25 protein-coding genes are annotated in these 25,693 nt (G+C 37.7%); 7 read left to right on the forward strand and 18 right to left on the reverse strand.

The genetic code is table 11. The annotated features are described in order from the left end of the window. Nucleotides 1–11: 11 nt before the first annotated feature. The 6 genes from dnaK to EHQ47_RS08025 form a co-directional block, all read right to left on the reverse strand. Nucleotides 12–1,946, reverse strand: a complete 1,935-nt coding sequence (dnaK, locus tag EHQ47_RS08000; protein ID WP_135746896.1) for a molecular chaperone DnaK — start codon at nucleotides 1,944–1,946, stop codon at nucleotides 12–14. A gap of 22 nt (nucleotides 1,947–1,968) precedes the next feature. After that, complete coding sequence (gene grpE, locus EHQ47_RS08005) at nucleotides 1,969–2,541, reverse strand: nucleotide exchange factor GrpE (RefSeq protein ID WP_135746897.1); 573 nt, start codon at nucleotides 2,539–2,541, stop codon at nucleotides 1,969–1,971. Nucleotides 2,542–2,552: 11 nt separating this feature from the next. After that, nucleotides 2,553–3,584 carry a heat-inducible transcriptional repressor HrcA gene (gene hrcA / locus EHQ47_RS08010; protein ID WP_135746898.1) on the reverse strand — a complete coding sequence of 344 codons (1,032 nt, stop codon included), beginning with the start codon at nucleotides 3,582–3,584 and terminating at the stop codon, nucleotides 2,553–2,555. 146 nt (nucleotides 3,585–3,730) lie between these two features. Then, complete coding sequence (locus EHQ47_RS08015; RefSeq protein WP_135746899.1) at nucleotides 3,731–4,648, reverse strand: sensor domain-containing diguanylate cyclase; 918 nt, start codon at nucleotides 4,646–4,648, stop codon at nucleotides 3,731–3,733. Further along, nucleotides 4,641–5,876 carry a glycoside hydrolase family 172 protein gene (locus EHQ47_RS08020; RefSeq protein WP_135746900.1) on the reverse strand — a complete coding sequence of 412 codons (1,236 nt, stop codon included), beginning with the start codon at nucleotides 5,874–5,876 and terminating at the stop codon, nucleotides 4,641–4,643. The genes EHQ47_RS08015 and EHQ47_RS08020 overlap by 8 nt, the downstream gene beginning before the upstream one ends. 66 nt (nucleotides 5,877–5,942) lie before the next feature. Further along, complete coding sequence (locus EHQ47_RS08025) at nucleotides 5,943–6,434, reverse strand: hypothetical protein (protein WP_135746901.1); 492 nt, start codon at nucleotides 6,432–6,434, stop codon at nucleotides 5,943–5,945. Nucleotides 6,435–6,472: 38 nt separating this feature from the next. Here EHQ47_RS08025 and EHQ47_RS08030 point away from each other — a divergent pair, with 38 nt between their 5' ends. After that, nucleotides 6,473–9,025 (forward strand): [protein-PII] uridylyltransferase family protein, encoded by a 2,553-nt coding sequence (locus EHQ47_RS08030; protein WP_135746902.1) that lies wholly within the window; start codon nucleotides 6,473–6,475, stop codon nucleotides 9,023–9,025. Between the two features lies 1 nt (nucleotide 9,026). Then, complete coding sequence (locus EHQ47_RS08035; protein WP_135746903.1) at nucleotides 9,027–10,655, forward strand: alpha-glucosidase; 1,629 nt, start codon at nucleotides 9,027–9,029, stop codon at nucleotides 10,653–10,655. A 201-nt stretch (nucleotides 10,656–10,856) separates the two neighbouring features. Here the strand turns inward: EHQ47_RS08035 and EHQ47_RS08040 are convergent, their stop codons facing one another. The 5 genes from EHQ47_RS08040 to EHQ47_RS08060 form a co-directional block, all read right to left on the reverse strand. After that, the gene (locus EHQ47_RS08040) at nucleotides 10,857–11,291 is read right to left on the reverse strand and encodes an acyl-CoA thioesterase (RefSeq protein WP_135746904.1); all 435 of its coding nucleotides are present in this window, start codon (nucleotides 11,289–11,291) and stop codon (nucleotides 10,857–10,859) included. Continuing rightward, nucleotides 11,291–11,767: a hypothetical protein gene (locus tag EHQ47_RS08045; protein WP_135776938.1), complete on the reverse strand. Its 477-nt coding sequence runs from the start codon at nucleotides 11,765–11,767 to the stop codon at nucleotides 11,291–11,293. Before EHQ47_RS08045 ends, EHQ47_RS08040 begins: the two co-directional genes overlap by 1 nt. A 92-nt stretch (nucleotides 11,768–11,859) precedes the next feature. Further along, nucleotides 11,860–12,195 carry a Zn-ribbon domain-containing OB-fold protein gene (locus EHQ47_RS08050; RefSeq protein ID WP_135746906.1) on the reverse strand — a complete coding sequence of 112 codons (336 nt, stop codon included), beginning with the start codon at nucleotides 12,193–12,195 and terminating at the stop codon, nucleotides 11,860–11,862. A gap of 105 nt (nucleotides 12,196–12,300) precedes the next feature. Continuing rightward, on the reverse strand, nucleotides 12,301–13,305 hold the full coding sequence (locus EHQ47_RS08055) for an NADP-dependent oxidoreductase (protein WP_135776939.1): 1,005 nt from the start codon (nucleotides 13,303–13,305) through the stop codon (nucleotides 12,301–12,303). 4 nt (nucleotides 13,306–13,309) lie between these two features. Continuing rightward, nucleotides 13,310–14,110: an SDR family NAD(P)-dependent oxidoreductase gene (locus EHQ47_RS08060; protein WP_135746908.1), complete on the reverse strand. Its 801-nt coding sequence runs from the start codon at nucleotides 14,108–14,110 to the stop codon at nucleotides 13,310–13,312. 119 nt (nucleotides 14,111–14,229) lie between these two features. On the opposite strand from EHQ47_RS08060, the gene EHQ47_RS08065 reads away from it, so the two are divergent. Further along, a complete protein-coding gene (locus EHQ47_RS08065) occupies nucleotides 14,230–14,655 on the forward strand; it encodes a winged helix-turn-helix transcriptional regulator (RefSeq protein ID WP_135746909.1) in 426 nt (141 codons plus the stop codon). A 200-nt stretch (nucleotides 14,656–14,855) separates the two neighbouring features. Here EHQ47_RS08065 and EHQ47_RS08070 read toward each other — a convergent pair whose 3' ends face one another. From EHQ47_RS08070 to aroC, 6 genes are all read right to left on the reverse strand, one after another. Continuing rightward, nucleotides 14,856–16,070, reverse strand: a complete 1,215-nt coding sequence (locus tag EHQ47_RS08070; protein WP_135572852.1) for an acetyl-CoA C-acetyltransferase — start codon at nucleotides 16,068–16,070, stop codon at nucleotides 14,856–14,858. A gap of 72 nt (nucleotides 16,071–16,142) precedes the next feature. Next, nucleotides 16,143–17,108, reverse strand: coding sequence for a hypothetical protein (locus tag EHQ47_RS08075; RefSeq protein ID WP_135777073.1), 966 nt, complete (start codon nucleotides 17,106–17,108; stop codon nucleotides 16,143–16,145). A gap of 208 nt (nucleotides 17,109–17,316) precedes the next feature. Further along, nucleotides 17,317–17,844 carry a NuoI/complex I 23 kDa subunit family protein gene (locus EHQ47_RS08080; protein WP_135746910.1) on the reverse strand — a complete coding sequence of 176 codons (528 nt, stop codon included), beginning with the start codon at nucleotides 17,842–17,844 and terminating at the stop codon, nucleotides 17,317–17,319. Beyond that, a complete protein-coding gene (locus tag EHQ47_RS08085; RefSeq protein ID WP_135746911.1) occupies nucleotides 17,831–19,279 on the reverse strand; it encodes an NADH-quinone oxidoreductase subunit G in 1,449 nt (482 codons plus the stop codon). Before EHQ47_RS08085 ends, EHQ47_RS08080 begins: the two co-directional genes overlap by 14 nt. A 54-nt stretch (nucleotides 19,280–19,333) precedes the next feature. Continuing rightward, nucleotides 19,334–20,074, reverse strand: a complete 741-nt coding sequence (locus EHQ47_RS08090; RefSeq protein ID WP_135746912.1) for a response regulator — start codon at nucleotides 20,072–20,074, stop codon at nucleotides 19,334–19,336. Between the two features lie 16 nt (nucleotides 20,075–20,090). Beyond that, nucleotides 20,091–21,227, reverse strand: coding sequence for a chorismate synthase (gene aroC / locus EHQ47_RS08095; protein ID WP_135746913.1), 1,137 nt, complete (start codon nucleotides 21,225–21,227; stop codon nucleotides 20,091–20,093). A 59-nt stretch (nucleotides 21,228–21,286) separates the two neighbouring features. Here aroC and EHQ47_RS08100 point away from each other — a divergent pair, with 59 nt between their 5' ends. Genes EHQ47_RS08100 through EHQ47_RS08115 form a run of 4 tightly spaced genes read left to right on the forward strand, consistent with a single transcriptional unit; the run spans nucleotide 21,287 to nucleotide 24,004 of the window. Beyond that, nucleotides 21,287–21,784 (forward strand): LIC_10042 family TonB-like protein, encoded by a 498-nt coding sequence (locus EHQ47_RS08100; protein ID WP_244290262.1) that lies wholly within the window; start codon nucleotides 21,287–21,289, stop codon nucleotides 21,782–21,784. After that, nucleotides 21,771–22,310 carry a UpxY family transcription antiterminator gene (locus tag EHQ47_RS08105; RefSeq protein ID WP_135746915.1) on the forward strand — a complete coding sequence of 180 codons (540 nt, stop codon included), beginning with the start codon at nucleotides 21,771–21,773 and terminating at the stop codon, nucleotides 22,308–22,310. Before EHQ47_RS08100 ends, EHQ47_RS08105 begins: the two co-directional genes overlap by 14 nt. Beyond that, nucleotides 22,307–23,281 carry a KpsF/GutQ family sugar-phosphate isomerase gene (locus tag EHQ47_RS08110; protein ID WP_135746916.1) on the forward strand — a complete coding sequence of 325 codons (975 nt, stop codon included), beginning with the start codon at nucleotides 22,307–22,309 and terminating at the stop codon, nucleotides 23,279–23,281. Before EHQ47_RS08105 ends, EHQ47_RS08110 begins: the two co-directional genes overlap by 4 nt. A gap of 6 nt (nucleotides 23,282–23,287) precedes the next feature. Continuing rightward, the gene (locus tag EHQ47_RS08115) at nucleotides 23,288–24,004 is read left to right on the forward strand and encodes a type I 3-dehydroquinate dehydratase (RefSeq protein ID WP_135746917.1); all 717 of its coding nucleotides are present in this window, start codon (nucleotides 23,288–23,290) and stop codon (nucleotides 24,002–24,004) included. A 78-nt stretch (nucleotides 24,005–24,082) separates the two neighbouring features. Here EHQ47_RS08115 and EHQ47_RS08120 read toward each other — a convergent pair whose 3' ends face one another. After that, the gene (locus EHQ47_RS08120) at nucleotides 24,083–25,666 is read right to left on the reverse strand and encodes a tetratricopeptide repeat protein (protein WP_135776940.1); all 1,584 of its coding nucleotides are present in this window, start codon (nucleotides 25,664–25,666) and stop codon (nucleotides 24,083–24,085) included. Nucleotides 25,667–25,693 lie beyond the last annotated feature (27 nt).

Here is a 25,693-nt window from a genome sequence, read left to right on the forward strand (position 1 = left end):
TTTTTCTCTATTTATTTTTTATCTTCATCAACTACGGTGTAATCCGCATCAACGACCTTTTCGCCACCGGCAGAAGACTCACTTGCACCTTGTCCAGGAGCACCCGCTTGGTCTGCACCTGGAGCTCCGGCTTCAGGGCCTGCTTGTGAATAAATCTTTTGTCCAATTTGCATTGCTACTTGTTGGATAGAATCTCTTGAAGCTTTCATTCTTTCTACGTCACCAGATTCCATAGCTTCACGGCCGCGTTTGATTTCGTCCTGTGCTCTTTGTTTTTCTGATTCGTCGAGTTTGTCAGCAGATTCACCGATGGTTTTTTCTAATTGGTAAACAATAGCTTCCAATTCGTTTTTAGTATCAGCAGCTTCGCGAAGTTTTTTATCTTCTTCCGCATGAGCTTCTGCATCTTTTACCATCTTTTTGATTTCTTCTTCAGAGAGTCCCGAAGAAGATTCAATACGAATCTTTTGTTCTTTTCCTGTTCCTAAATCTTTCGCAGATACATGGACGATACCGTTTGCGTCGATATCAAAAGTCACTTCGATTTGAGGTACTCCTCTTGGTGCCGATGGAATTCCCACTAAGTCAAAACGACCGAGGGTTCTATTGGCACTTGCCATTTCACGTTCCCCTTGTAATACATGAACCGAAACTGTTGTTTGGCTGTCTGCAGCAGTAGAGAACACTTGTGACTTTCTTGTAGGGATGGTTGTGTTTCTTTCGATGAGTTTTGTCATCACACCACCGAGAGTTTCAATCCCAAGTGATAGTGGAGTTACATCGAGTAACAATACGTCAGTAACATCACCTGCAAGAACTCCCCCTTGGATCGCAGCACCAACTGCTACTACTTCATCCGGGTTTACAGATTTGTTTGGTTCTTTACCAAAAATTTCTTTTACAAGTGCTTGCACCGCAGGAATACGAATCGATCCACCCACAAGGATGACTTCATCAATTTCACTAGCAGAAAGACCTGCATCTTTCAATGCATTCAAACATGGAATACGAGTTCTTTCGACAAGAGATCTTGTGATTTCATCAAACTTTGCTTTGGTGAGAGTCATATCCAAATGTTTTGGACCAGAAGCATCAGCCGTGATGAATGGAAGGTTGATTTGAGTGGAAGATGTTCCAGACAACTCGATTTTAGCTTTTTCAGCAGCTTCTTTCAATCGTTGTACTGTGTTTTTATCTCCAGAAATATCAATCCCCGTTTGTTTTTTAAATTCATCAATCATCCACTGCATGACTACGTTATCAAAGTCATCACCACCAAGATGAGTGTCCCCATTTGTGGATTTTACTTCAAAAACTCCGTCACCAAGTTCTAGGATAGAAACGTCAAATGTTCCACCACCTAAGTCGTATACGGCGATCTTTGCACTAGTTTTTTTCTTATCAAAACCATAAGCAAGAGCTGCTGCTGTTGGTTCGTTGATGATACGTTCTACTTCGAGACCAGCAATACGACCTGCGTCTTTTGTTGCTTGTCTTTGTTCGTCATTGAAGTAAGCAGGAACTGTTACTACTGCTTTTTTTACTTCATGACCAAGAAAGTCTTCCGCAGTTTTCTTCATTTTTTGAAGAACACGAGCCGCAATTTCTTGTGGAGTGAATTCACCGGAAACGGTTTCAAATTTCACACCATCATTTCCAGCACGGATCACTTTGTAAGATACCATCTTGGATTCGTCACCAGCTTCGTTAAAACGACGACCGATAAAACGTTTCGCAGAACGGATTGTGTTTACTGCATTCGTAATTGCCTGGTTCTTTGCGAACTGACCCACAATGGTTTCACCCTTTGCGGTAAAGGCAACAATCGAAGGAGTGGTTCTTGCCCCTTCTGAGTTTTGAATGACAACAGGGTCTCCACCTTCCATAACCGCCACACAAGAGTTAGTGGTTCCTAAATCGATACCTATAATTTTTTCCTTAGACATAGTCTTCTCCTTCTTACTAATATTAACTTTGTGGTTTTCCCACTTTCACACGTGCAGGGCGAATGGATTGTTTGTTCTCACCTTCTTCATGGTAATAACCAGCTTGGTAAGTTTCCACAACCGTCTCTTCCGTAAACTCTACACTTTCCTCAGAAGCAATTGCTTCCATAAGCATTGGATCAAACGGCATTCCTTTCGGATCCAAACGTTTGATTCCTTCTTTTTCCAATACGGAATAAAATTCCTTTTGAACCATCTTGATCCCTTCCACGAAAGCCACTACTTCCGGAGTTTGGTTTGGAACATTGGATACACGTTCCAAGTTGTCGAGAGCTCCCGTGAGTCCTTCCGCGAACTTTTTGATGGATTCCTTTCTTGCATTTAACAAGTCGTTTGCGGTTCTACGTTTGTAGTTTTGAAACTCCGCACGTTCTCTTAACCAAGAATCTTTTAAAGTTTCGATTTCCTTTTTGGCGTTATCGAGTTCTTTTTCAGCACCTTCTACCGCTTGTTCAATGGCTTCATCCGTAATGGCCTGCCCTTCTTCGACCGACACATTTTGTTCATCAACGGATCCGTTTGTTTCTTCTGCCATTTTTCCTCCTACTATCTACTCAATTTCGTAATCATTTCTGAAACTAACTTTGAAGTGAATTCAATCAAAGGTAATGCTTTGTTGTAATTCATCCTCTGAGGACCAATGATTCCCATGGAACCAATCCTCTTTTCTCCCATTCGGTAATTGGTTGTAATGATGGTAACACCACCTAACTTCTCATTACCGTCTTTCCCGATAATGGTATAAACACCATCCATCGGAACATAATCGCTAAAAAACTCTTTGAGGAACTGTTTTTCATCAAACAGATGCAGGATGTTTTCTAATTGTTCCTCTTCATCCTTAAAGTTTTCGTATAAATTTTTTAATCCATCGATATACAAGTTATCAACGGACAAACTGTCCGATCCCATGGCTCTCGCAATTGATGGTGCAAATAAAGAAAATCCTTCTGGACCTTCCTTTTTCATCATCATCTGAGGGATCAGATTACTTTGAATTTCATGAACATCAAAACCTTTGACGTTATCATTCAAATATCTTGAGATTTGGTACAAAGTCTCTTGTGAGATATGGTAATCGAAAAATATATTTCGATTCAGCACCGTACCTGACCGCATCACAAGAATCATAAGAACTTCTCCACCATTTACATGGATGAGTTCAATATGTTTGAGTGTATCGAGTGACCCTTCTGGGCCAAGAACCACACTCGCTGATTGCGAAAGGGAAGCCAAAACTTTGGATGTGGCAATGAGAACTTGGTCCAATCGAAATTGCATCCGAAGATACTCTTCCTGGATCCTTTGTTTTTCCCGCATGGTAAGCTCAAACAAAGTCACCAAACTATCCACATACAACCGGTAGCCCCGTTCCGTCGGAACTCGCCCACCCGAAGTATGCCTTGCCACGATAAAACCCATCTCTTCCAATTCCGCCAAACAAGAGCGGATGGTGGCAGGGGAAACACCGATATCGTATTTTTCAGAAAGGGTTTTGGATCCGACCGGTTTGTTATCCGATACAAATTCCTCTACCAAGGCTTTTAAAATAGATCGATGTCTAGGGGATAGATCCATATCCTTCTGGCACTTCCTTTAGCACTCTGATGATTAGAGTGCCAAACTATGCTTAAAGTTTACGGATTTGGTATTTTTTCGTCAAGCAGGAAGAAGATTAGAGCCTGGAATTTTAGCAGAGTTTATTAGAATCTGCTAAAATTATGTCACACTGGGTAAACTTGGATCTGGTTGCGGCCGTGGTTCTTGGCTTGGTAGAGGGCAATGTCCGCCAATTTCAAAATCTCTTCTGGCTTCTGAATGGGATGCACCTTGGTATACCCAATGCTAAGGGTGATGTTGAGATAATAGTTATCAAAAATGAAAAAACGGTGGTTTTCTACCGATTCTCGCAAGCGGTCAAGGACTATGGTTGCCCCTTCTGTGGTCGTGTCAGGGAGGATACAACCAAACTCTTCTCCCCCAATCCTTCCCACTGTGTCTTCTTCTCTGAGGCAATCCACAAAGATATTGGCCATTTTTTTGAGAACCAAATCCCCGATGTCGTGCCCATAGGTATCGTTGATGACTTTGAAATGATCGATGTCAAGCACTGCCAGAACCGATTCCCGGTTGCGGCGTTTGACCGTGGCGACAGTTTTTTGCAAACTTTCCGAAAAGGAACGACGGTTTGGCAACATGGTGAGCTCATCCATATAAGCCAATCGTTTCAAACTATTGATGAGAACATTCTTTTGTTCTTCCAGACGCCTACGTTCACGAACATCTCGAATGATGGCAGCATAGAACATTTGGGTTTCATTCCGAATGGTAAAGGCCCGAATCTCCACAGGGATGGTACCTTTTGGTTTGGTGACAAGTTCCAACTCTTTTAAAAATCCAGCAATATAATGCGAATCTTTGGAACTAACAAAGGTTTCGATCGTGTTTTGTTCCCCCTTTTCATTCGGAGGAAAAAGAAAAGAAAAAGTTTTTTCTTCTAATTCTTCTTTGGAATAACCAGTTAACGATTGTAATGCTAAATTGCTAAATAGTATTTTATTATTCGTATCTAAAACGACAATTGCATCGATGGATTGAGAAACAATTTCTCTAACAAATACATCCGTATTAATCTCATTCATTTCCCCAAATTTCCCCATAACCTTTTTCGCTTCGGAATGAATCCCGCCACTTGTGGATATGACGAAAATTAATCTCGGGTTTGTTCGACCGAGAATCCTTTTTCGGCAAAACCTTCATTGGTTTTGGATTCAGACCTTGATACCAATAGGCAACTGCGATTAAATCTAAGGTCAAGGAATTTGCATGTCCATGCTCTAATAAGAATAGGAAATTTTTTTCAAAACGAATGGGGGATTCCACCCAAAACCGATACAAATGCGTTCTGCCTAACCAACCAACAGAATCAGATACTCGTGGATATCCGAAATAAGGATGCATAAAGATTTCTTTTGGTGACCAAGCTGTGTTAAAAACATCTTCTGTTCCTGTTCCCTTTAGATTGGCTTCTGTTTGGTTCCCATCAATGAAAATCAAATCATCCCCTTCTCCATACCAAAGTGGAGTGGGTGAATCGACATACAAATTGAGACCAACAAACTGGCCTTTGCCTTCTGTTTCGAGAACCGAGAAGTAATTTTCTTTTTTAAAAACAGTTTTTTCTGTTTCTCCAAGAAGTCCCCATTCATTTTCTTTTCCATTGGTTGTGTTCGGTTTTGTAACACTTCGACTCCATTGTGCATGGAAACGTAAATTAGAATTTAAAGGTTCTTTCCATTCTTCATAATCAATATAAAAATAAAAATTACTGATGTCTTCTTCAGATTCATTTTCAATTTCTATCCTTGCCCCCGATTCAAAAGGCATAGGAAAGTATGAATTCATAGACTTTCCTTTTTTGGGTGCAGCCACAAGTGGTGCCGAATTCATGATGTATTCTTCGCCCCAACCTTGTCCAAAAAATTCACCTAACGGAACTTCTACGGAAGCATGTGGATGATTGTCCCAATACATACGAATCACAGCATTTTTTCTGGCCATTGGATCTTTACTGGCAAGTGTCATCCAAATGTGTTTGATCACACCCCTAGATTTGATTTCAGCAATGGTTACTGTTTGTTTCTTTGGGATTTTAGTAAAATCATCGTTTCCATTTGTGGGATCTGCACTCGATATTCTTTGGTTACGATAAGTTTTTTCTTTCCAAAGAGAAGACTCCCATCCATCAGCAATCAAAGGAATGGTGGAAAGGTAAAAAATTCCGAAAAAAAGAATTATTATTATTTTATTTGTGAAACCAAACAAGTTTGGAATCGAAACAATTGGAATTTGAAAATTACGAATATACATAAAACAAGATCTCAGCTTAATTTTTCATTTAATGTTTTATATTTTGATTTTATTTTCATAATCACGTTAACCAATCTTTGTGGTTGTTTTTCCACGATTCACTAATACCAGAAAAATCCCAGCTTGCACAACTGATTGTAAAAAAATTTCAAAAACTACATAAAGATGAATGGAAATGGATACCTCTGGAATCAAAAACACCATTCCTTCCAAACTTCCAACAGCAGGAGAGATGGCAGCAAAACCGCCAAGGATGGTCCTCATCCAAATCAATACAAACATCTGTTTGCCGAAACTTTGATTTCGAAACCAATCCCAAATTAGAATCACAAAACTCGCCATTAAGATGGCTTGCAAAATAAGTGCCGGAAACAACCAAAACATCGCTCTTGACCAAGCTGCACCATCAGTTGCCGTAATGAGAAACAATGGGAACACGGCGTTTTCTCCCTCATAATATTCTTTCATAACGAACTGGAAATAAGGGACGGATACCAGTAGATAAGCGGAAAGATGGCTGAAAATAAACTGAATTGTGATTTTAATCTTCGGATTCATGTTAAAGTTGTCCAATAAGGTAGGAAACCCATCTTAACATGATGAAATCAGAACTCAAGGCAAAACTGCAACGGACATTTCCAAAAGCCAAAACAGTTGCTTCCGGCAGACTCTTCACACGCCAGTTGAGTAATCTTGTCGACGAGTCCATTCGAACTCTTTTCAACGAGGTATCGGCTGGAATTCCATTAAAAGACCATCTGTGTCTCATTGCAGTGGGTGGATATGGTCGCAGAGAACTTGCTCCTTACTCTGACATTGATATCCTTTATCTTCACGATGGAAAATTATCTGAAAAAATCCTCGGTGAAATCATTTCAAAAATTAATACATTCTTATACAACAATGAAAAGGAAGTAGGACATTCTTGTCGTACGATCAAAGAATCATTTTTATATCTAGACCAAATCGAAACTTTTCATGCAGTTCTTGATTCCCGATTTCTTGTTGGTTCAGAAGTTCTATTTCAAAAATACAAATCAGAATTTTTAGCAAAAATCCCAGAGAAAACCATCAAAGTTTTTAATGAATGGAAACTCTCTTATCTTAGAGAACGAATCATTAATTCTTATAATCCCATTTTACTTTCTGAACCTAATATCAAAACAGATCCATTAGGTCTTCGGGATATCCAACATATGTATTGGATTGAAAAAACCAATCCTCTGGTCGATTCGGCTGATGGTGGAATTTTTGATTTTTATTTGATAGGTGATAGTTTAACTCTATTGTCTGCTTATGATTTTTTGCTATTAACAAGGTCTGCACTTCATATTATCAGTGGTAGAAAAAATGATAGGTTGGATTTAGGACTCCAACCGGAAGTTGCTGAATTTTTAGGATTTGGTGCGCGAAACGAAATCAAAACTCTCGAAGCCTTTATGAGCCAATTTTACAAAGCCCAAAAAGATGTGTATTTTTATATTGGAACTTACTTAGACGAAAAAACGAATTTAAACAAAAAACGAATTCAAAAAGAACTCTCTAATCCAGACAGTTTGTATGATGACATCATTCAATTTTTTGCAGAATCACAGAGTAACCAAGAAGAACCTTCTCGTATCGATTTAAATCAAATTCGATTCGCATCACACTTCTTAGATGATGATTTCAAAAATCAAAAATCTGTTTTAGATACTTTCCTTGAAATGTTACGAAAAAAAAATAGAATTGGGCATACGCTCACTTTGATGCATGAGTGCAACATTCTAGGAAAACTCATTCCTGAATTTGGAGCCTGTACAAACTTTCCTCTATTCAGTTACCACCACCAATACACTGTTGATGAACATACACTTTTGATCTTAAGAGAGTTAGATGTTCTCATTGCTGATTTATGGGAAGATAGACAAGTCCAAGATGTATTTAATGTTTGTGAAAAAATTGAAATTTTAGCACTGGCCATTCTCATCCATGATGCCGGAAAGGTAAAAGAAGGAGATCATAGCCAATACGGTGCGGAACTTGCTCTCATCATTGCAGAACGTTTCCGATTGTCAGAAGAGGATACAGAGCTGTTACGTTTCCTTGTTGCCGAACATATTGTAATGTCTGAATTATCTTCCAAACGAGACATTTACGATCCAAAACTCATTTCCTCCTTCGCAAAACAATTTTCTAATGAAAACACTCTTAGACTTTTATATGTTCTTACCATCATTGATACAAAATCAGTGGGCCAAGGGATTCTCACCAATTGGAAAAAAGAAATATTACACTTCCTCTTTACTTCCACACTCACTTATATACAAAAAAAAGAAAATCTCACCGACACCCAAGACCGGATTGAAACCACTTTAGAAACATATTTAATCGAAAAAGAAGGTCTTAACGCAGAAGAAGCGGAACGAATTGTAACCTTTGGAATGAAAATTAGACCCTCTTCCTATTTAAATTACAATACTCCTAGACGTGTTTTCCAACACTTCAGTTTACTTTATGAATGGCAAAATTCCGGATTACCTTTTCGAATGATTACCGAAAGAGAACCTGCTTTTGTCACATTATCTATTTTTGCGAAGCCCGATAAACAAATGTTACTTTATCTTTCTGGAACTATATCCTCATTAGGACTTAGTTTGGTGGGATTAAGACTCTTTCAAACAGAAGAAGACCAACTCATCTTACAGGCACAAATTACGGACGAATATGGTAGCGGCGAAATTGCTGAACAACAAATCGCCGATATTGAATCTACATTAACCGAATGTATCGAAGGAAAAACCAATATCGAAGATTTAGCTTCCACTACCAATATTTGGAAAACCCTTCCACAAATTCCCGATGGAATGGTAGAAGAATTAGTAAAATTCGCTAATGATATTTCTGAGTCTTATTCCGTTTTAGAAGTTAGAGTTCCCGATTCCATTGGACTTGTGTATCGAATTCTAAAAACATTACTCGACTTTGAATTAGAAGTCATTTTTGTTAGGATCTCTACCAGCGCGGATTTTGCTTACGACTCATTCCACATTCAAACTAAAAATGGTAGAAAAATTGAGGATACAGGATTACTCTTAGCAATCAAAGAAAGAATCCTTTCGGTGGCACGAGTCAAAGAAAACCAAGGAATCATGGAGATTAATTTTTAATATGGCATGGTGGAAAGAAGCAGTCATCTATCAAATTTATCCACGTAGTTTCCAAGATTCCAATGGAGATGGAATTGGAGATTTAGAAGGAATCATTCAACGATTGGATTATCTTGCAGGATCCAAGGATTCTCTTGGCATTGATGCCATTTGGTTATCTCCCGTGTACCCATCTCCTATGTTTGATTTTGGTTATGATATTTCTGATTATGAAGAAATTGATCCTGTTTATGGTGACACTCAAACCTTCAAACGGTTGTTAAAGGAAGCGCACAAACGTGGTATTCGAATCATCATGGATCTTGTTGTCAATCATACTTCCCATCTACATCCTTGGTTTATTGAATCCAGATCTTCCGTCAATAGTCCCAAAAGAGATTGGTACATTTGGAAAGAACCAAACCACAATGGTCCACCAAATAATTGGTTAGGTGCATTTGGTGGTTCTGGATGGGAATACGACAAACGAACTGGAGAGTATTATTTCCATTCCTTTTTAAAAGAACAACCAGATCTCAATTGGCGAAACCCCGATGTAGAAGATGCCATATTTAAAATGATGAAGTATTGGTTGGATATGGGAGTCGATGGGTTCAGACTAGATGTTGTCAACTTATATGTGAAAGATGAATTTTTAAGAAACAATGCTTCCTATTTTATGAAAGGGCCAAGACCATACGACAAACAAGTCCATGCTTACGATCGTGATCGTCCCGAAATGCATGGAATCCTTCGTCGGATGCGTAAACTTTTGGATTCATATCCCGAAAAACGTATGTTTGTTGGTGAGATCATGCAAGATTTTCCAGGAAACGTTCTCCTACCAGCGACATACTGTGGTCGTAATGATGAGTTACATCTTGCATTTAATTTTATGTTTTTATTCTCTCCTTGGAAAGCAGAACGATTTTATCAAATTGTAAAAGATTTTGAATCGGCACTCGGAGAAGACAATTGGCCGAACTACACTCTATCCAATCATGATTTTCCACGACATATCACAAGATATGAAAAAGGAACCGACACAATCGCAAGAGCCAAGTTGGCCGCCTGTATGATGTTAACTCTTCGAGGAACACCATTTCTTTATTATGGTGAAGAGATTGGGATGAAACGCCAAAAGGTTCCTTACAATAAAATCCAAGACCCAGTAGGAAAACGTTATTGGCCTTTCCATCCAGGTCGTGACCCGGAACGAATTCCTATGCCTTGGGATGGAACCAACACAACTGGTTTTACAACAGGTAAACCATGGTTGCCATTGTATGAGGATGCACAGACACTCAATGTGGATTCTCAAAAAGAAGATCCCAATTCGTTGTTTTATACTTATAAAAAACTAATCCAATTACGAAAAGATAGAAAGTCTTTAAGAAAAGGTAAGTTAAAAATATTTCTGAGTCCCGATAAACACGCGCTCTATTACAGAAGAAGAGAAGGAAAAGAAGAAACATATATATTTTTGAACTTTTCTTCAAAACCTGCGAATGTATCATACCCGCGAAAATGGATTCTGGGTGAAATTCTTTTTAGTTCTGCAAATCGATCTTCCTCTTTTGAGTTAGAAAAAGAGTTGGACCTCGGTGGTTTAGTTTTGTTCCCAAATGAAGCTGTCATTTTTGCGAAATAAAATTTTTTGATCAAAACGGGCGCCTCGAATCGAATCCAAAACTTAACTTAGATTCATCAACGACCCCGCTTTTCGCTCCAATCTTTCCTATTTGGTTCTTAGAAGAAAATGGACTGGGTATGGAAAGGATTTCCGCTGCAATCGGTGGCGCGGGAATTTCAATTTGAATACAAAATTTCTAATTAGCTATCATTATAAGTTTTAGGTTTTATCCTTATCAATTTTCTTTTTCAATTGTAACAACTGATTCACCTCAGCCGGTAAAGATACAATCTTCTTTGTGACTTGACTCACTGTTATATAAGTTAGCATACCCGAACAAATAAGTTTTTCTCCGCAACGCATTTGGAACGACCAAAAGATCTTGGAAGATTGATAACTTGGAAACAAAGAAATCTCCAGTTCATCGTCAAACTTGGCACCATTCCGATAATCAATAAGAGATTGAACCACATGAAAATCAATTTGGTAACGATCAATAAATTCAGAATAAGAAATTCCTTTTGCACGAAAGTATTCGGTGATGGTGACATCCAAATAATTTAAATAATTGGCATTAAAAACAATCCCTTGCGAATCCACTTCAGAATAGCGAACCCGAAGCTTAAATTGGAAATTGTATTCTTTAGCTTTCATTAAAAGCCAGCTGTATCTGTTTTTCTTTTATGATATAATAATGCTTTTTTCAAACAAATGGTTAGTTTTGATTTAGAAATTTTTTGACTCACAGAAAAATACAAAGCTCGTTTCCCATCACAATTCCATTCGGGAAATTCAATTGCGATCTCTTTTGCGATTGTGGTTTTACAATTAAAGTATAAAGCAAATTCAAGTTCGTTCACTTTTGCCATTCGAATGGTGGATCCAGACTTTGTTTTTGGAGTTAAAAAACTTGGTTCTCCCCATTTCAAACATTCTGCAATTTCACCAATCTTTTCATCGGCAAACGACAATTCATAAATCCAATTTCGGATTTCCATAAACTTTTCCAACATTGCAGGCGTTAGATTAAAATAATAGGATGTTATTTCTTCCGATGGAAGAGGATACTTTAATTTGGAATTTGATTTAAAATTTGATTTCGATTTTATTTTATATTTAGTGGTTGCCATTTTCATTTTTGAGGATTCGAATTTCAAAATACAAATGTTACCTAATTTTTGAATTGAATATTAGATTCGGTCTACGCGACCTATTTAAAAATCTAATATTGAAATACGGGACCGATTTTTTCATCCGTTCCTTTGAATCGGACTTTATCACCAATTTTCACCGCACTAAAATCGGTAACACCATCAATCACCGTTGTCAGTTTTACATTTTCCTCGGTTTGAACAATTGCTAGAACATAGGGCGCACGAGAAGCCATATGACCAAATCCAACATACACAACAGTGAATGAATGGATGGTTCCATTCTCTTTTAGATCCACTTTTTCCGTGGATTCACTGCCACAGGACGGACAACCACTTAAAACCTCTGCTACTTTAAAGTTACATTGGTTACAAATTGTGCCTGTGAATGAATGTGTTACGCTCATAGTACATTTCTTATCCAGGGCAGATTTAATTGCAATCCGTTTAAATTATTGTTAGGTGAAATTGGCAAAAAATGTATTCTTGAACTTTTCTAAACACAATTCAAACTATTGGACTTTTACAACTACTTTACCTTTAGTACGTCCTGTTTCCACATAAGATATAGCTTCGTTGGTTTGTTCAAACGGAAATACTCTGTCGATTACTGGCCGAATTTTCCCAGCTTCAATCAATGAGGTAATTTCACTTAACTGATAACCATCGGATCTCATAAACAGAAATTCGAAATTAACATTCAGCTTTTTAGCAAATCTTTTCACTGACATACTTAGCAAACTCATTATGAATTGGAAAGGCCAGCCTAGGCCGATTTTTTTTGCAAATTCACTAGTTGGAGGCCCAGTGAGTGACACTAGAGTTCCACCTTGTTTCAAAATTTGCAGAGATTGGTGAAGTATTTTATTGTCTCTATTGCTATGTAGTACCAAATCATAATCTTTTAAAATTTTTGAAAAATCTTCATTTTTATAATCGATAATTAGATCAGCACCAAGATTTTTCACCAAATGTGTATTAGCGGAACTAGTTGTAGTTGCTACAAAGGCACCTAAATGTTTTGCTAGTTGGATTGCAAATGTTCCAACACCACCAGAACCAGCTTGGATGAATACCTTTTGGCCTTTTTTGACATTTGCAATTTCCACCAAAGCCTGCCATGAAGTGAGTCCTACAAGGGGAATGGAAGAAGCTTCTTCCATTGAAATGTTTTTAGGTTTCAATGCTAAATCATTTTCTGAAACAGCGATTAACTGAGCAAAGGTACCTATATGATAATCAGAAGGTCTTGCATAAACTTCATCTCCAACTTTAAATTTTGAAACATTAGCTCCCACTTTTATAATGACACCTGCCATATCGTGTCCGTTAGTAAAAGGTGGTTTGTATGGAAGAAAAATTTTAAAGTCACCATTTCTAATTAAAGAATCAAGTAGGTTGATGGCCGCTGCATGAATTTGGACTAAAACTTCATTTTCGCTTACTGTTGGTTCTGGTACTTCTGTAAGCACCAGTTTATCTTTTTTACTGTAACGAGTAACTTGAAATGCTTTCATTGTCTTAACCTTTAAACCGATTGAAGTTTTTTATTAAAGAATTCTCAAATAGTTTGTATGCAAAGTGTTGTATTGTTAAAATCACAGAAGCACCTTTACCAACTGGATGATTAAATTTAGGTTCTTTTGTTTCAACCAATTTGATTAAAGTATCAATCACAGGTGTTGGTTCAGGAGCATTTCCAAACAAATCTTTTGCAAATCTTTCAATTTTACTTCGGTATTGGTTATAGTCATCAATTTTGGTTTCAGCTTTCACAGCATTAGTAACGATATTGGTTTTAAAACCCATTGGTTCCACCATAGCCACTTTGATGTTAAACTCATTTAATTCAAATCGTAAGGATTTAAAAAATCCTTCTAACGCATGTTTAGATGCTCCGTAATAAGAGGCACTCGGAAAATTCAATAATCCCATGATCGATCCTACGGTGATTATTTTTCCAGATCTTTGTTTTCTAAAATCGGGTAATAACTCTTTAGTTAGTTTTACTGTTCCCCAAAAATTTGTTTCAAATTGTCTTTTACCTTCTTCAATGGAAGTTTCTTCTGCAAGTCCCGACAAATAAAATCCTGCATTATTAATCAAAACATCTAAATGGGAAATATGCTTGAACAATTCATTACGAAATACCTTGATTGAATTATCATCGGCAATATCAAGTGATAACATTTTAAATGGAACTTTGATTTGGTTAGGGTTACGACTTGTGCCAATGACATTGTAACCACTTTCGTGAAGTCTAGTTGCGACGATTAGACCAAAACCTGAGGATGCACCTGTGATTAAAATTGTTTGTTTCATACGACGATTAGACTCCGTGTTTCAATTTTTACTTGCAATTTGCAAGTAAAAATATCACTTTTATTTTGCAAGTGATTATTTTGTAATATTTTTTAAAATTTTAGATTGGAGGAAAATGAATGGAAAAAACCAATAAAAGGTCAGAATGCCCTCTTAGCTGCTCACTAGACATATTCGGTGACAAATGGTCCTTACTCATCATTAGAGATATGATGTTCTTTAATAAATCAACCTACGGTGATTTTTTAAAATCTGAGGAAGGTATAGCTACAAACATCCTAGCAGCCAGACTCCAAAGTTTAGAAGAAAACGAACTTATCGAAAAAACAGAACATCCAGATAGTAAAGCAAAAGTTCTCTATAAACTGACAAATAAAGCAATCGAACTATTACCAGTTCTTGTCGAAATCCAATTGTGGGCAGAAAAATATTTTGAAATTCCGGCAGAAATCAAAACTCAACTCAAAGAAGTGAAAAAGGGAAAAGAGGAATTTATAAAGGTTATGACAAAAAAATTAAGGAAACAAATTGTCGACCAAACCTAGTTAAGGAAGAAAAAGGAAACTAACGAAATTCTTTGCCTGCTTCATATGTTTGTTATGCGTATTGCGCATAAATCCCCCATCCCGTCAAGTGGCCCAGACTCTGGTATTATTTTAAAATATGCTGTGTAATAAACGAAACACGTTTAAACCCCGCAGTTACGAGATCCAAACGTGTTTTTTCAAATTCTTAAAGTTTTATCTTACTTCAATCTTTCGATGATAGTAGCAATTCCCATGCCGCCACCGATACAAAGAGTGATGAGTCCGTAACGAAGGTCTCTTCTTTCCAACTCGTCAAGTACGGTTCCAGTCAAAATCGCACCAGTTGCTCCGAGTGGATGTCCAAGAGCAATCGCTCCCCCGTTTACATTGATTTTGGATTCATCAATTCCGAGTGTTTTCTTTACGTATAACACTACAGAGGCGAAAGCTTCGTTGATTTCCCAAAGGTCAATGTCTTTTACGCTAAGACCAGCTTGTTTCAAAGCTTTTTGCGAAGCAGAAACAGGACCAGTTAACATAATCGTTGGATCTTCACCAGTTGCCACTGTTGCAAGAATTTTTGCACGTGGTTTCAAACCGTATTTTTTGAGTCCTTCATCATTAGTCACTAAGATCGCAGCTGCACCATCAACGATACCAGAAGAGTTTCCGAGTGTGTGGATATGATTAATTTTTGTTACTTCTGGATAAGAACGAAGTGCAATCGCATCCAATTCTTTTTCACCAATTGTTTTGAATACAGGACCAAGACTAGAAAGGAAAGCATAGTCTGATTCCAAACGTGGGTTTTCTTCTTCTGTCACAACAGTTCCATCATCCAAAGTAATTGGGATTACTGATTTTTTAAAGTAACCATTTTGAACTGCTGCATGTGCTTTTTGTTGTGAAGATTCTGCAAAACGATCTGCTTCTTCACGAGAAATATCATACTTAGTTGCGATTAGGTCAGCAGAAATACCTTGTGGAACTAGGTTGTAGTGAGCAGCAATTTTATCGTTGCCAACGTTAAAATCACGTCCCATCATATCATCACCCATTTTCACACGGCTCATGGATTCAACTCCACCACCAACTCCAATTTCCATTGCTCCGGAAGCAACATGGTTTGCTACGTTGTTGAGGGCTTGTAATCCAGAACCGCAAAAACGGTTTACTGTATAACCTGGAACATCTTTTGGCCAATGAGCCGCCATGACCGCATAACGAGCGATACATGCAGCTTGGTCAGCAACTTGGGATACACAACCCATTACAACTTCTTCAACCGTTTTTGGATCGATTCCGGTACGTGATTGGATGGCTTTTAATGTGGCAGCAGCTAATTCTTGTGGATGGACGGATGCAAGTGTCCCGCGTTTTTTGCCCTTTCCTCTCGGAGTTCGGACAGCATCAATAATATAGGAATTCCCCATGGGTTTACCTCTCTCTGGGTGTTTCTAGGAAAAACGTACAGAGTTCGCCTCATAAGAAAAGTAAAAAAATCATCATTTCGTCATAGTTTTCATGAATTTGTGACGGTAGTAGAGTAATTTTGCTCGAATTTGGCACCCGTAACCCGAAAACATCGCATCCAACCTGTCCGCCTTGCTTTCATTTCGTTCTTCGGCGATACGAATATAGCGAAAATTGGGTTCGATGGCCTCCGCAAATTCTCGTTTGTTCCAATCTACATAACGCCAAGCGCTAAAACTATGGTTCACACCCACCTTCTCATCGATGGTTCCCAGGAGTTGGAATTTGGATTCGCAAGGGGTTCTAAAAAATATATAACGATTAAAAAAGTAAAGAATCGTTCGATGCGGATTAGCCTCTAAAACCGAACGAAAATGTTCCCGCATCTCTTCCACAGTATAAAACAAATCAGGACCCGAATTGGTACTGCGAAAGATCACTGGTGAAAATTCATTTGGTGTATATAATTTTGTTAAAATTCGGATATAAGATGGATCATCCAACCGGTAAGGAATCTCGTTAAATGCAAAAGGGAAAGGATCTCTTTCTGTGAGATGAATTTCTATATAACGTGTATGATCGTATTCAGGATCATTGATATCAGTTGCCACAATCTTTTTGATATACCGAGAAAGGAACTGGTCTTCATATAAATCACGAACCGTGACCGCACCTTCTTCATAAAGAATGGCACTTCCAAAATCTATAAAACTAGCTCCATCTAACAAACGTCCAATGGATCCATACTCATGGTGTAAAATTCGATTTCGAAAAATCGAACGTAAAATCAAATTATGATCATACAACCGTTTACGGCCGGATCGTTGTTCTACAACTGTGTTTTTTGTTTTTTTTACTTTATAGTAGTGAATATGATTGGCGAGACCAAACCTTAACTTTTCAAATGCATGATTCTCCAAAACACGTCTTTCGTCTTCTTCGTTTTCGATAATGGTTGTTTCTGCAGAAATTGCAAATTGAAATCCTAATAAGATCATCCAAACCAAAAGAGAGATAAAGAATCTAAAGCTTTTGATTATTTTCAATTTGTTTGCAAATTCTATATCAGAAAAACTATTTTTGGATTTTTGAATCAAAGAAAATAAATTCACAAATAGGTTAATCAAGTGGGATCAAAAATAAAAAACCCGGATTCGTCATGAAACAACAAAAACCGGGTAATCAAATAGAATTGAAAAAATAGATTTAAATCCTTTGGCCGAGAATGGGACCACCAGTTTTTTCCATCATTCTTTCTTTGGTTAAAAATAAATCTTCACGATTGTCGGCTGCCATCTCTCCTGTTCCGTCTAGATAAATCGCACCTTTAGGACAGGCTTCTTCACATAATCCACAGAAAATACAACGTAGTAAGTTGATTTCAAACTTCTTAGCAAACTTATCTTCTGGGTGAAGGTGTTGGCGATCCGTTGGTACTTCTGCTGCTTCAATATGAATGGCATTGGCAGGACAAATCCACATACAACAAAAACATGCAGTACATCGTTCCCTACCTTTTTCATCTCGTTTCATGGAATGCATTCCACGAAAGCGAGTGGAATATTGGCGTTTTTTATCAGGATATTCGATGGTCACTTGTTTATTGAACAAAGCTACCTTAACGAAATGTTTCAAAGTGATCCAAAGACCTTTGCCGATGGACCAAAAATAAAACTTCTCATACCAAGAAAACTGATGTTTTTTGGCTACGTTGATGACATTAACGGTTCCCAACAGATGCCTCCACTTTTTCAGTTAGTTTTTGGAAAATCAAATCCACAACACCAGCAGAATTTAACAATCCTTTGATTGGATTCATCGATTGCTCAAAGTTTTGTTTTAGGCCGTTTTTATTGGTAAAACTACCGGCAGATTCTGCAAAAATTTGAATTGGAGCCGCCAAACTAGCGTTTTTTGCAGCTTCAGTTAAATTAGTGTCAAAAGAAATTACCTTTGATGGATCGATTCCCTCTGGGATTGACTCTTTCAATACAAAAACTAAATCAATGGCACCTGATTTAACTGCATTCACAATTCCCGACATTCCTGAAATTGATGTGATTCCCAAATCAACAGCTCCCTTTGTATTAGGGTGGTTGTCTTTTGTAAGTAAAAAGTCCACTTGTTCAGTTTCTTTGTTTTGTGCATCTGTCACACGGGATTCCCATTGAATGGATTTCCCACCTAACTCACGTGCAACTAATTCAAATCCTTTTTTCAGTGATTCCAGCGTTTCATTGGATTCATGAGCTCCACCAAGAACGGCAATTGATTTCGCTGCTTTCATTCGATCTACTATTTTAGATATGACTTCTTTGGATGTTGAAGGATTTCCCGCTTCCAAATAACTATGAAGGCGATTCTCGTTCATCCAATCCAAATCGAATCTTCCTTTGTCACAAAGGAAAAACATACCTTGGTCATAGTTTTCACGAACCATATAACGATACATTTTATTGTCTCGTACATTCGTTGTTACATTACATCCTGTAGAACATCCGTGACATACTGATTTATGTGATTTATACCACCAAACACGTGACTTAAATAATGTTTTATTATTTAGGAGTGCTCCCACTGGGCAAATATCTGCCAAAGCACCTTGGTAGTTGTGATCGATTGGTTCTGATTTCGCAAGGCCAATGATGGAATGGTTTCCTCTTTCAAAAAGTCCAAGATTAGACTGACCAACCTTTTCCTCTTCAAATCTAACACAACGATAACAAACAATACAACGATTATGATTGATGATGAGATTGGTTCCAATCTCTTCTTGAGGAATATTTCTTTTATCGAATTCAAACCTTGAATGTCCCGAACCAGAACCAAATGCGTTGTCTTGCAAACGACATTCCCCGGCTTTATCACAAACAGGACAGTCTAACGGGTGATTTGCGAGCAAAAATTCCATTGTACCAGCGCGAGCTTCTATCACTCGGTCTGACTTAGTAATGATCCCCATTCCTTCTTTTACAGGAGTATTACAAGCTGCTTGTAAACGAGGAACACCTTCAATTTCAATGAGACACATGCGGCACATACCGACAATGCTGAGTGCTGGGTGGTAACAAAAGTAAGGGATTTCGACTCCAACTTCTTTTGTGGCGTCGATGAGGTTTTTCTTTTCGTCGACTTCGTATTCGACTCCGTCTATCTTTATCTTAACCAAAGAACAGGCCCCCTAGGTTTGATTAGACCTAGGTCTTTGGTTTTTGTCAAACCTTCATTTTGAAATTATATTTACCTCGGAAAGATAGGTGAAAGGTTGCAAATCCACTACATGGTTATTGAAGAATTCCGAATCTAAAAACAAGGAACTGGCTCGGATATTTGTCTGTTTGAGAATTTTTGCGATCAGATCATCCAAAATTTGTAAGGATCTGACTTCGTAAAAGAAGGCGTTATCGAGATTGATTCTCAAATTGGTGAAAGACCCTCTTCCTCCCAAAGACAACATAAACCGATCAAAGATTTCCTCAGTGGATTTTTTGCCCGGACAACCCTGAATGTCCAAAACCATTTGAGAAATTGATAGTTCCGTGACATTGACCACCAATGGAAATGCTTTTTTGTCGATGATGTTTTCAGGTTTTAGCTGCAAAACTTGTGCAATTTTTTCAAGTAAAGCTTGGTTTGCGATGGGTTTTAAAAGATAAGCAGTGACGTGACTAAGAGCCGCTCTTCGTACTTGGTCTTTTTCACCAACAGCAGTTAACATGATGACAGGGGTCATCTTTAACATTTCTTTGCCTTTCTCCAAAAAACTAATTCCGTCCAAATAAGGCATATTGACATCGCTAATGATCAAGTCATAACTATTGTTTCTGATTTTGGTTAGTCCCGACATTCCATCCACAACATGAGTGACGTCAAAGTTATATCTTTCTAAAGTATGTAATAGTAGTTTGGCGCTACTTTCATCATCTTCAAGTAATAGGACTTTATAAACTTTTGGTCGATTCATCTGTTTTAGGATTCCTTTATTGTTCTGGAATAGAATCTAAATTTGCATATTTCAAAAACCATTTTGGCTGTAAGGCTCTTTGGTAAAGATAAGCATCTACTAACACAAGATTTACCACAGCTTCCACAATCGGAACCGCTCTTGGCAAAACACAAGCATCATGTCGACCTTTTGCTTTTAAAATGGTTTCTTCATTTTTATCGTTAATCGTTTTTTGTTCTTTTTTAATGGTCGAAGTTGGTTTAAAAGCGGCACGAAGGATCAAATCCATGCCGTTAGAAATTCCACCTTGGATCCCACCAGAATTGTTAGTTCTTGTTTTGACTTTTCCAGTTCCCGGCTCTATATAAAATTCATCGTTGTGAACGCTTCCCGTTTGGCGAGTACCTGTAAATCCAGAACCCACTTCAAATCCTTTACATGCCGAAATAGACAAAATTGCCTTTGCCAAATCAGCATCTAACTTATCGTATACGGGATCTCCTAAACCAGGTGGTAAGTTTCTGACGGCAATTTTGACAACTCCACCAACAGAATCTCCTTCATCTCTAAGTTTACGAATGAGAGTCTCCATTTCGTCATTAGACGATTTTTTTGGACATCTTGTTGGGAAGTTGTCCACGATATCTCTAGAAATAGGATATTCAGATTCACTAATATGAGAATCGATTGGGCCAATCGAATCCACCCAACCTACTGTTGAGATTCCAAGCTCTCTCTCTAAAATCACACGGGCAAGACCTGCCGCCGCTACTCTTCCAATCGTTTCCCGAACGGAAGACCTTCCACCGCCCACATGAGCTCTGTGTCCGTATTTCTCCGAATATGTATAATCTGCATGAGAAGGCCGAAACACATGGGCCATTTCATCATAGTCACTTCCAATGGTATTTTGGTTGTTCACTTTCATGAGAATGGGACTACCAGTTGTTTTACCTTGGAACACTCCTGATTCCACAACCATCCGATCTTTTTCATCTCTTGGAGTGGTAAGATCATTTTGGCCTGGCCTACGGCGTGTTAAATCCTTTTGAATTTCTTCCTCTGGAAATGGTAAGCCGGCAGGAACTCCATCCACGACAACTCCAACAGAAGTTCCGTGAGACTCACCAAATGTTGATACTCTGAAAATTTTTCCCCAACTTGAAGGCATATACGGACAATGAAAATGGAGATTGCATTCTCTCCAATAAAGTTTTTCATGAACTTGGAATGCACACCCTCTTTGAAGGTTCGAAATACAAGGCTCTTTCCATCACTTTTGGAATTCACCTCTTGTTAGTTTTCGCTCTATTCGGTTATAACCTAAAAAGGGACATAGATTCGCCATTTTTAAAATGGAAAAAGGGAAGTAACGTATCCACCATAGATTTACAATTTTCCACAGGGATCGGAAATACTACATCTTCCTCCTCAAAAAATCCATCAAAAGAAGAAGGAACAAAAACCATTGAAGATGAGATCTCAGAATTCCAAAACTGCCTTAGTTATCCGGCACTAGCCTTAGAACAAAAATTAGAAGATGTTTGTGTGTATCGATTGACCATCAAAGAAGATGGTTCTTTGGAAAAAATTGCAGTGGTCACCCCATGTAGGTATGGTGTCTTTGATTTACAGGTGCGTCGGCAACTCGCCGATTGGCAGTTCCAACATTCCAAAGGTAAAGAATTTGTTCTACCCATTAGGTTCCGTTTAGATGTCCGAGACTAATCCCCCCATAGAAGAAAGTGCTTGGTACATTGTGTATACAAAACCCAGAGCAGAAAAAAAACTAAGCGAACTTTTAAAAAAATACCACCTGGAGAATTATCTCCCCATCCGTAAGGAACGAAAAAAATGGACCGATCGATTTAAGTGGATCCATGTCCCTGTTCTACCTTCTTATATTTTTGTTAAAATTGTCTTCTGGAGAGATAAAAATAAAGTCCTCCAATTACCCGGTTCCCATCATTTTGTCTTTCATAAAGGCCAACCAGCAACGGTGACCCAAGACGATTTGGATATTTTAGAACTTGGGCTACAAAAATATGCAGATTCATTGACCACGAGCCCAGAATCCGTTTTAGAAAAAGGGAAACGGGTTCGTATCATTGGCGGTGCCTATGTTGGCAAAACGATGGAAGTTATAGAAATTAAAAATAAAACAAAAGTAATCCTTCGTATACCGGAGATTAACACTGCTTTTGTTTACCATGTCAATGTAGGTGATTTGGCCTGGGAGGAATTAATTGTATGAAAGAAAAAGACACGATCGCAATCGTTAAACAAGCACTAGATGATGAAATTTCTTCACTGGTACACTTCCGCGACCAACTGGATCCATCCGTTAAAGATTGTATTGATCTGATTTTAAAATCCACTGGCAAAGTAATTGTCACCGGGGTCGGTAAATCAGGCGATATTGCCAAAAAAATTTCCCATACACTGTCTTCCACAGGAACCTCTGCTTACTTTTTGCATCCAACGGATGCATCGCATGGGGATTCGGGAATTGTTGGACCGGATGATGTTGTTCTTGCCATCGGAAAAAGTGGGGAATCGGAAGAACTCAATTATATTTTGCCTACACTTCGTAAAATTGGGGCAAAGATAGTAGGGATTACAGCAAACGCCAAATCAAAGTTAGCTTCCCTTTCGGATATAGTCATCATCACTCCCGTTTTAAAAGAAGCTTGTCCTTTGGACTTGGCTCCTACTTCAAGTACCACAATTGCCTTAGTCCTTGGTGATGCCATAGCAGTGGCACTCATGGAATTAAAGAATTTCCAAGCCAATGATTTTGCTTTGTACCATCCAGCAGGAAGGTTGGGAAAACGCCTTTCCTTACATCTATCGGATGTAATGCGAAAAGGGGAAAGAAATGCATCGATTCCGGTGGATGCCAATTTAGAAACCATTCTAAAAGAAATCACAGAGAAAGGGATCGGTGCTACAGGTGTTGTGGATTCAAATTCCAAATTAATTGGTTTGATTACAGATTTTGACATCCGAAAGTTTTTGACTAAAAACACTCTTTCACCCACTGTCACTGCAAAGGAAATGATGAATGCAAATCCTAGTAGTTTCCGACCAGAAGAAAAAGCATATGATGTTTTAATCAAAATGGAAGGCCGGGAGCGACCAATATCCGTTGCACCCGTTGTGGACGAAAAAGGTTTATTTGTGGGAATGATCTCCCTACACGATTTATTACAAAAAGGACTTTAAATCATTATGCCAGATTCATATAAAATTGTAGCTTCTGTTGGTGAAGATGATCTTCGCCATTTACAAAAAAAAGATGTAAAGGATGTCGATATCATCGAAGTCCGATTAGATCTTTTTTCCAGAAACTACATTCAAAAAGAAATGAAAAAAAAGCTAAAAGCTTTAGGTCTTCCAGTTCTTTTTACTTATAGAAGGGCAGAAGATAGCAGCGTACGTTCCTATGTAAAACTTTTCCATGAAGATGTTGAAGGGATATTAAAAGATTTTAATGATAATGCCAACTATCTTGATATCGAACTCAATCGCGAAGACACCATTTTTCGAAATTATGAAACTTTAAACTATAGAATCATTTATTCCTATCATTCTTTTAAAAAGTCCATCCTTGCAAATGAAATGACCAATTTCATAAATAAAGCAAAACCAGTGAAAAAGAAAAACCCCATCTTCAAGTTTGCAATCACCCCAGAAGATATAGAAGAAACTGCAGATTTTTTAAACGATATCAAACTATTATCAAAATCAAATACAATGATTGGAATTTGTATGGGTGAACTAGGGCTTATCTCTCGAGTTTTTGGAGATAAATTCCACTCTTCTTTCACCTATATGACATTAGGTGAACCAAAAGCACCTGGCCAAATTTCAGTGGAAACCTTTAAAAAACTTAGGGCAGATTTGTTTAAAAGTCCAGGTTCAGGAAAAGAATCTAAAGAAGATTAGAAAACGATAACCTCGGGAATTCATTCCGAGGATTTATGATTTTGTGTTATTTTAGTTTTAAAACGATTTCTTTTATAATTAAGGTTGGATTTGGGAAGTCGCAGTTCCCGCTTTTGTTTGGATAAATTCTTTAAAAGAACTATCTTTCCAAATATCTTTAAAATCCTTTTCTAAAGAATCCGAAGTCCAATACTCTGGTTTCAAATCTGCAGCTAACTTAAATTGTTCCTTGGTTTTAGAAATATCCCCTTTTTTAGAATAACATCTAGCGAGAAGATAATATCCGGAAGAAGAACCAGTTACTTTTTGTAAAATCGAAATGGCTAAATCGAACTTCCCTGAATAAAAATAATTTCTCCCACGATAGAATAAAAATTCCCGGGACTCGGACCGAGTCGGATCTTTTTCCAAAACGGAAAAATAAGATTCTGCTTTGTCAAATGCATTGGTTTCCGTATACCGTCTCGCCAGTTTGATAAAACCCATTTGGTATTTTTCAGGAGTTTGTTTTAAATCCGGAAATTTGGAATCAATGAATTCCGCATATTTTGCAAAACTAGTTTCAAATTTTTTGGTTCTTTTGCCAGCTTCAAACATACAAACAAAACGAAACATATGAGATTCTATTTGGTTTGGATTCAGAGAAAGTGCCTTGTCAGAATAGGAAATACAATTTTCCCAATCTGATTTTTGTTCATACAACCTTGCCAAAGCCAAAAGAGGAGGATCCTTTTGTAATTGTTTGTAAGCTTGTTGGAAAGAAGTTTCTGCTTTATCTAGTTCAGCTAACTTTTGAAATGCAATACCTTCATTCAAATAAACATAATACAAAAATACATTGGTATCTTTTGAAAATGGATTTTTTTTCGCACGTTCAAATGATTCAATTGCGGACTTGGGATCATCCTGTCTTAGTTTGACAATCCCCAATTTATAATGGTATCTAGACCTAGATGGATTTTTTTCGATCAGGATTTTAAGATTGGTTTCTGCTTTGTCGTATTTTTTTTCTTCAAACAATGCCAGCACATAATCCCAACGAACGTCTTCTAAATTTGGTTGATTTGCCAAAAGTTGTTCATAGTGTTCGCTAGGTTTTGTTGCTTCCGAATCATCAGAAACATCTTCTTGTTTTTTAACCGAATCTTTTTTGACTTCTGGTGGTTTTTGTTCCGTAGGTTTGGTTTCTACTTTTGTTGGATGTGAATAAGATTGTGAAGAAGAAGGATTCCCTTTGTTTCCTACAGCTCGATTGTAAATCTTTTGAACCTCTTCGTTTTTTGGATCATATTTCAAATAACGAGAAGAGTATGTTGCTGATAAATTCCAGTCTTGGTGATAATTAAAAAAAAGTGCAAGTTTCAAAAGGACCGTTTTTCTTTGGTCTTTGTCCAAATCTAAATCTGCGGCTCTTCTAAAGTTTTGAATGGATTTTGGGTAATCTTTTTTATATTCATAAATATAACCCAAATACATATAAGCTTCACCGTCTTGCGGGTGTGAGTCGGCGTGTTTTGTAAATTTTTTAATCGCTTCGCCATAAGCTTTTTTTGAAAAAGCCTTTTTTCCTTCCTTCATCGCATCACTATCAATGGCGAAGAGTGTAGGTTGAAAGATTACAAAGATAAAAACTAAGGAAAGATATTTCCGCACGGATTCCAAACTAGTTGGAACCCATGGGAATGAAAG

Origin of the sequence: Leptospira bourretii (genome assembly GCF_004770145.1) — a bacterium.
Taxonomy (GTDB): Bacteria; Spirochaetota; Leptospiria; order Leptospirales; family Leptospiraceae; genus Leptospira_A; species Leptospira_A bourretii.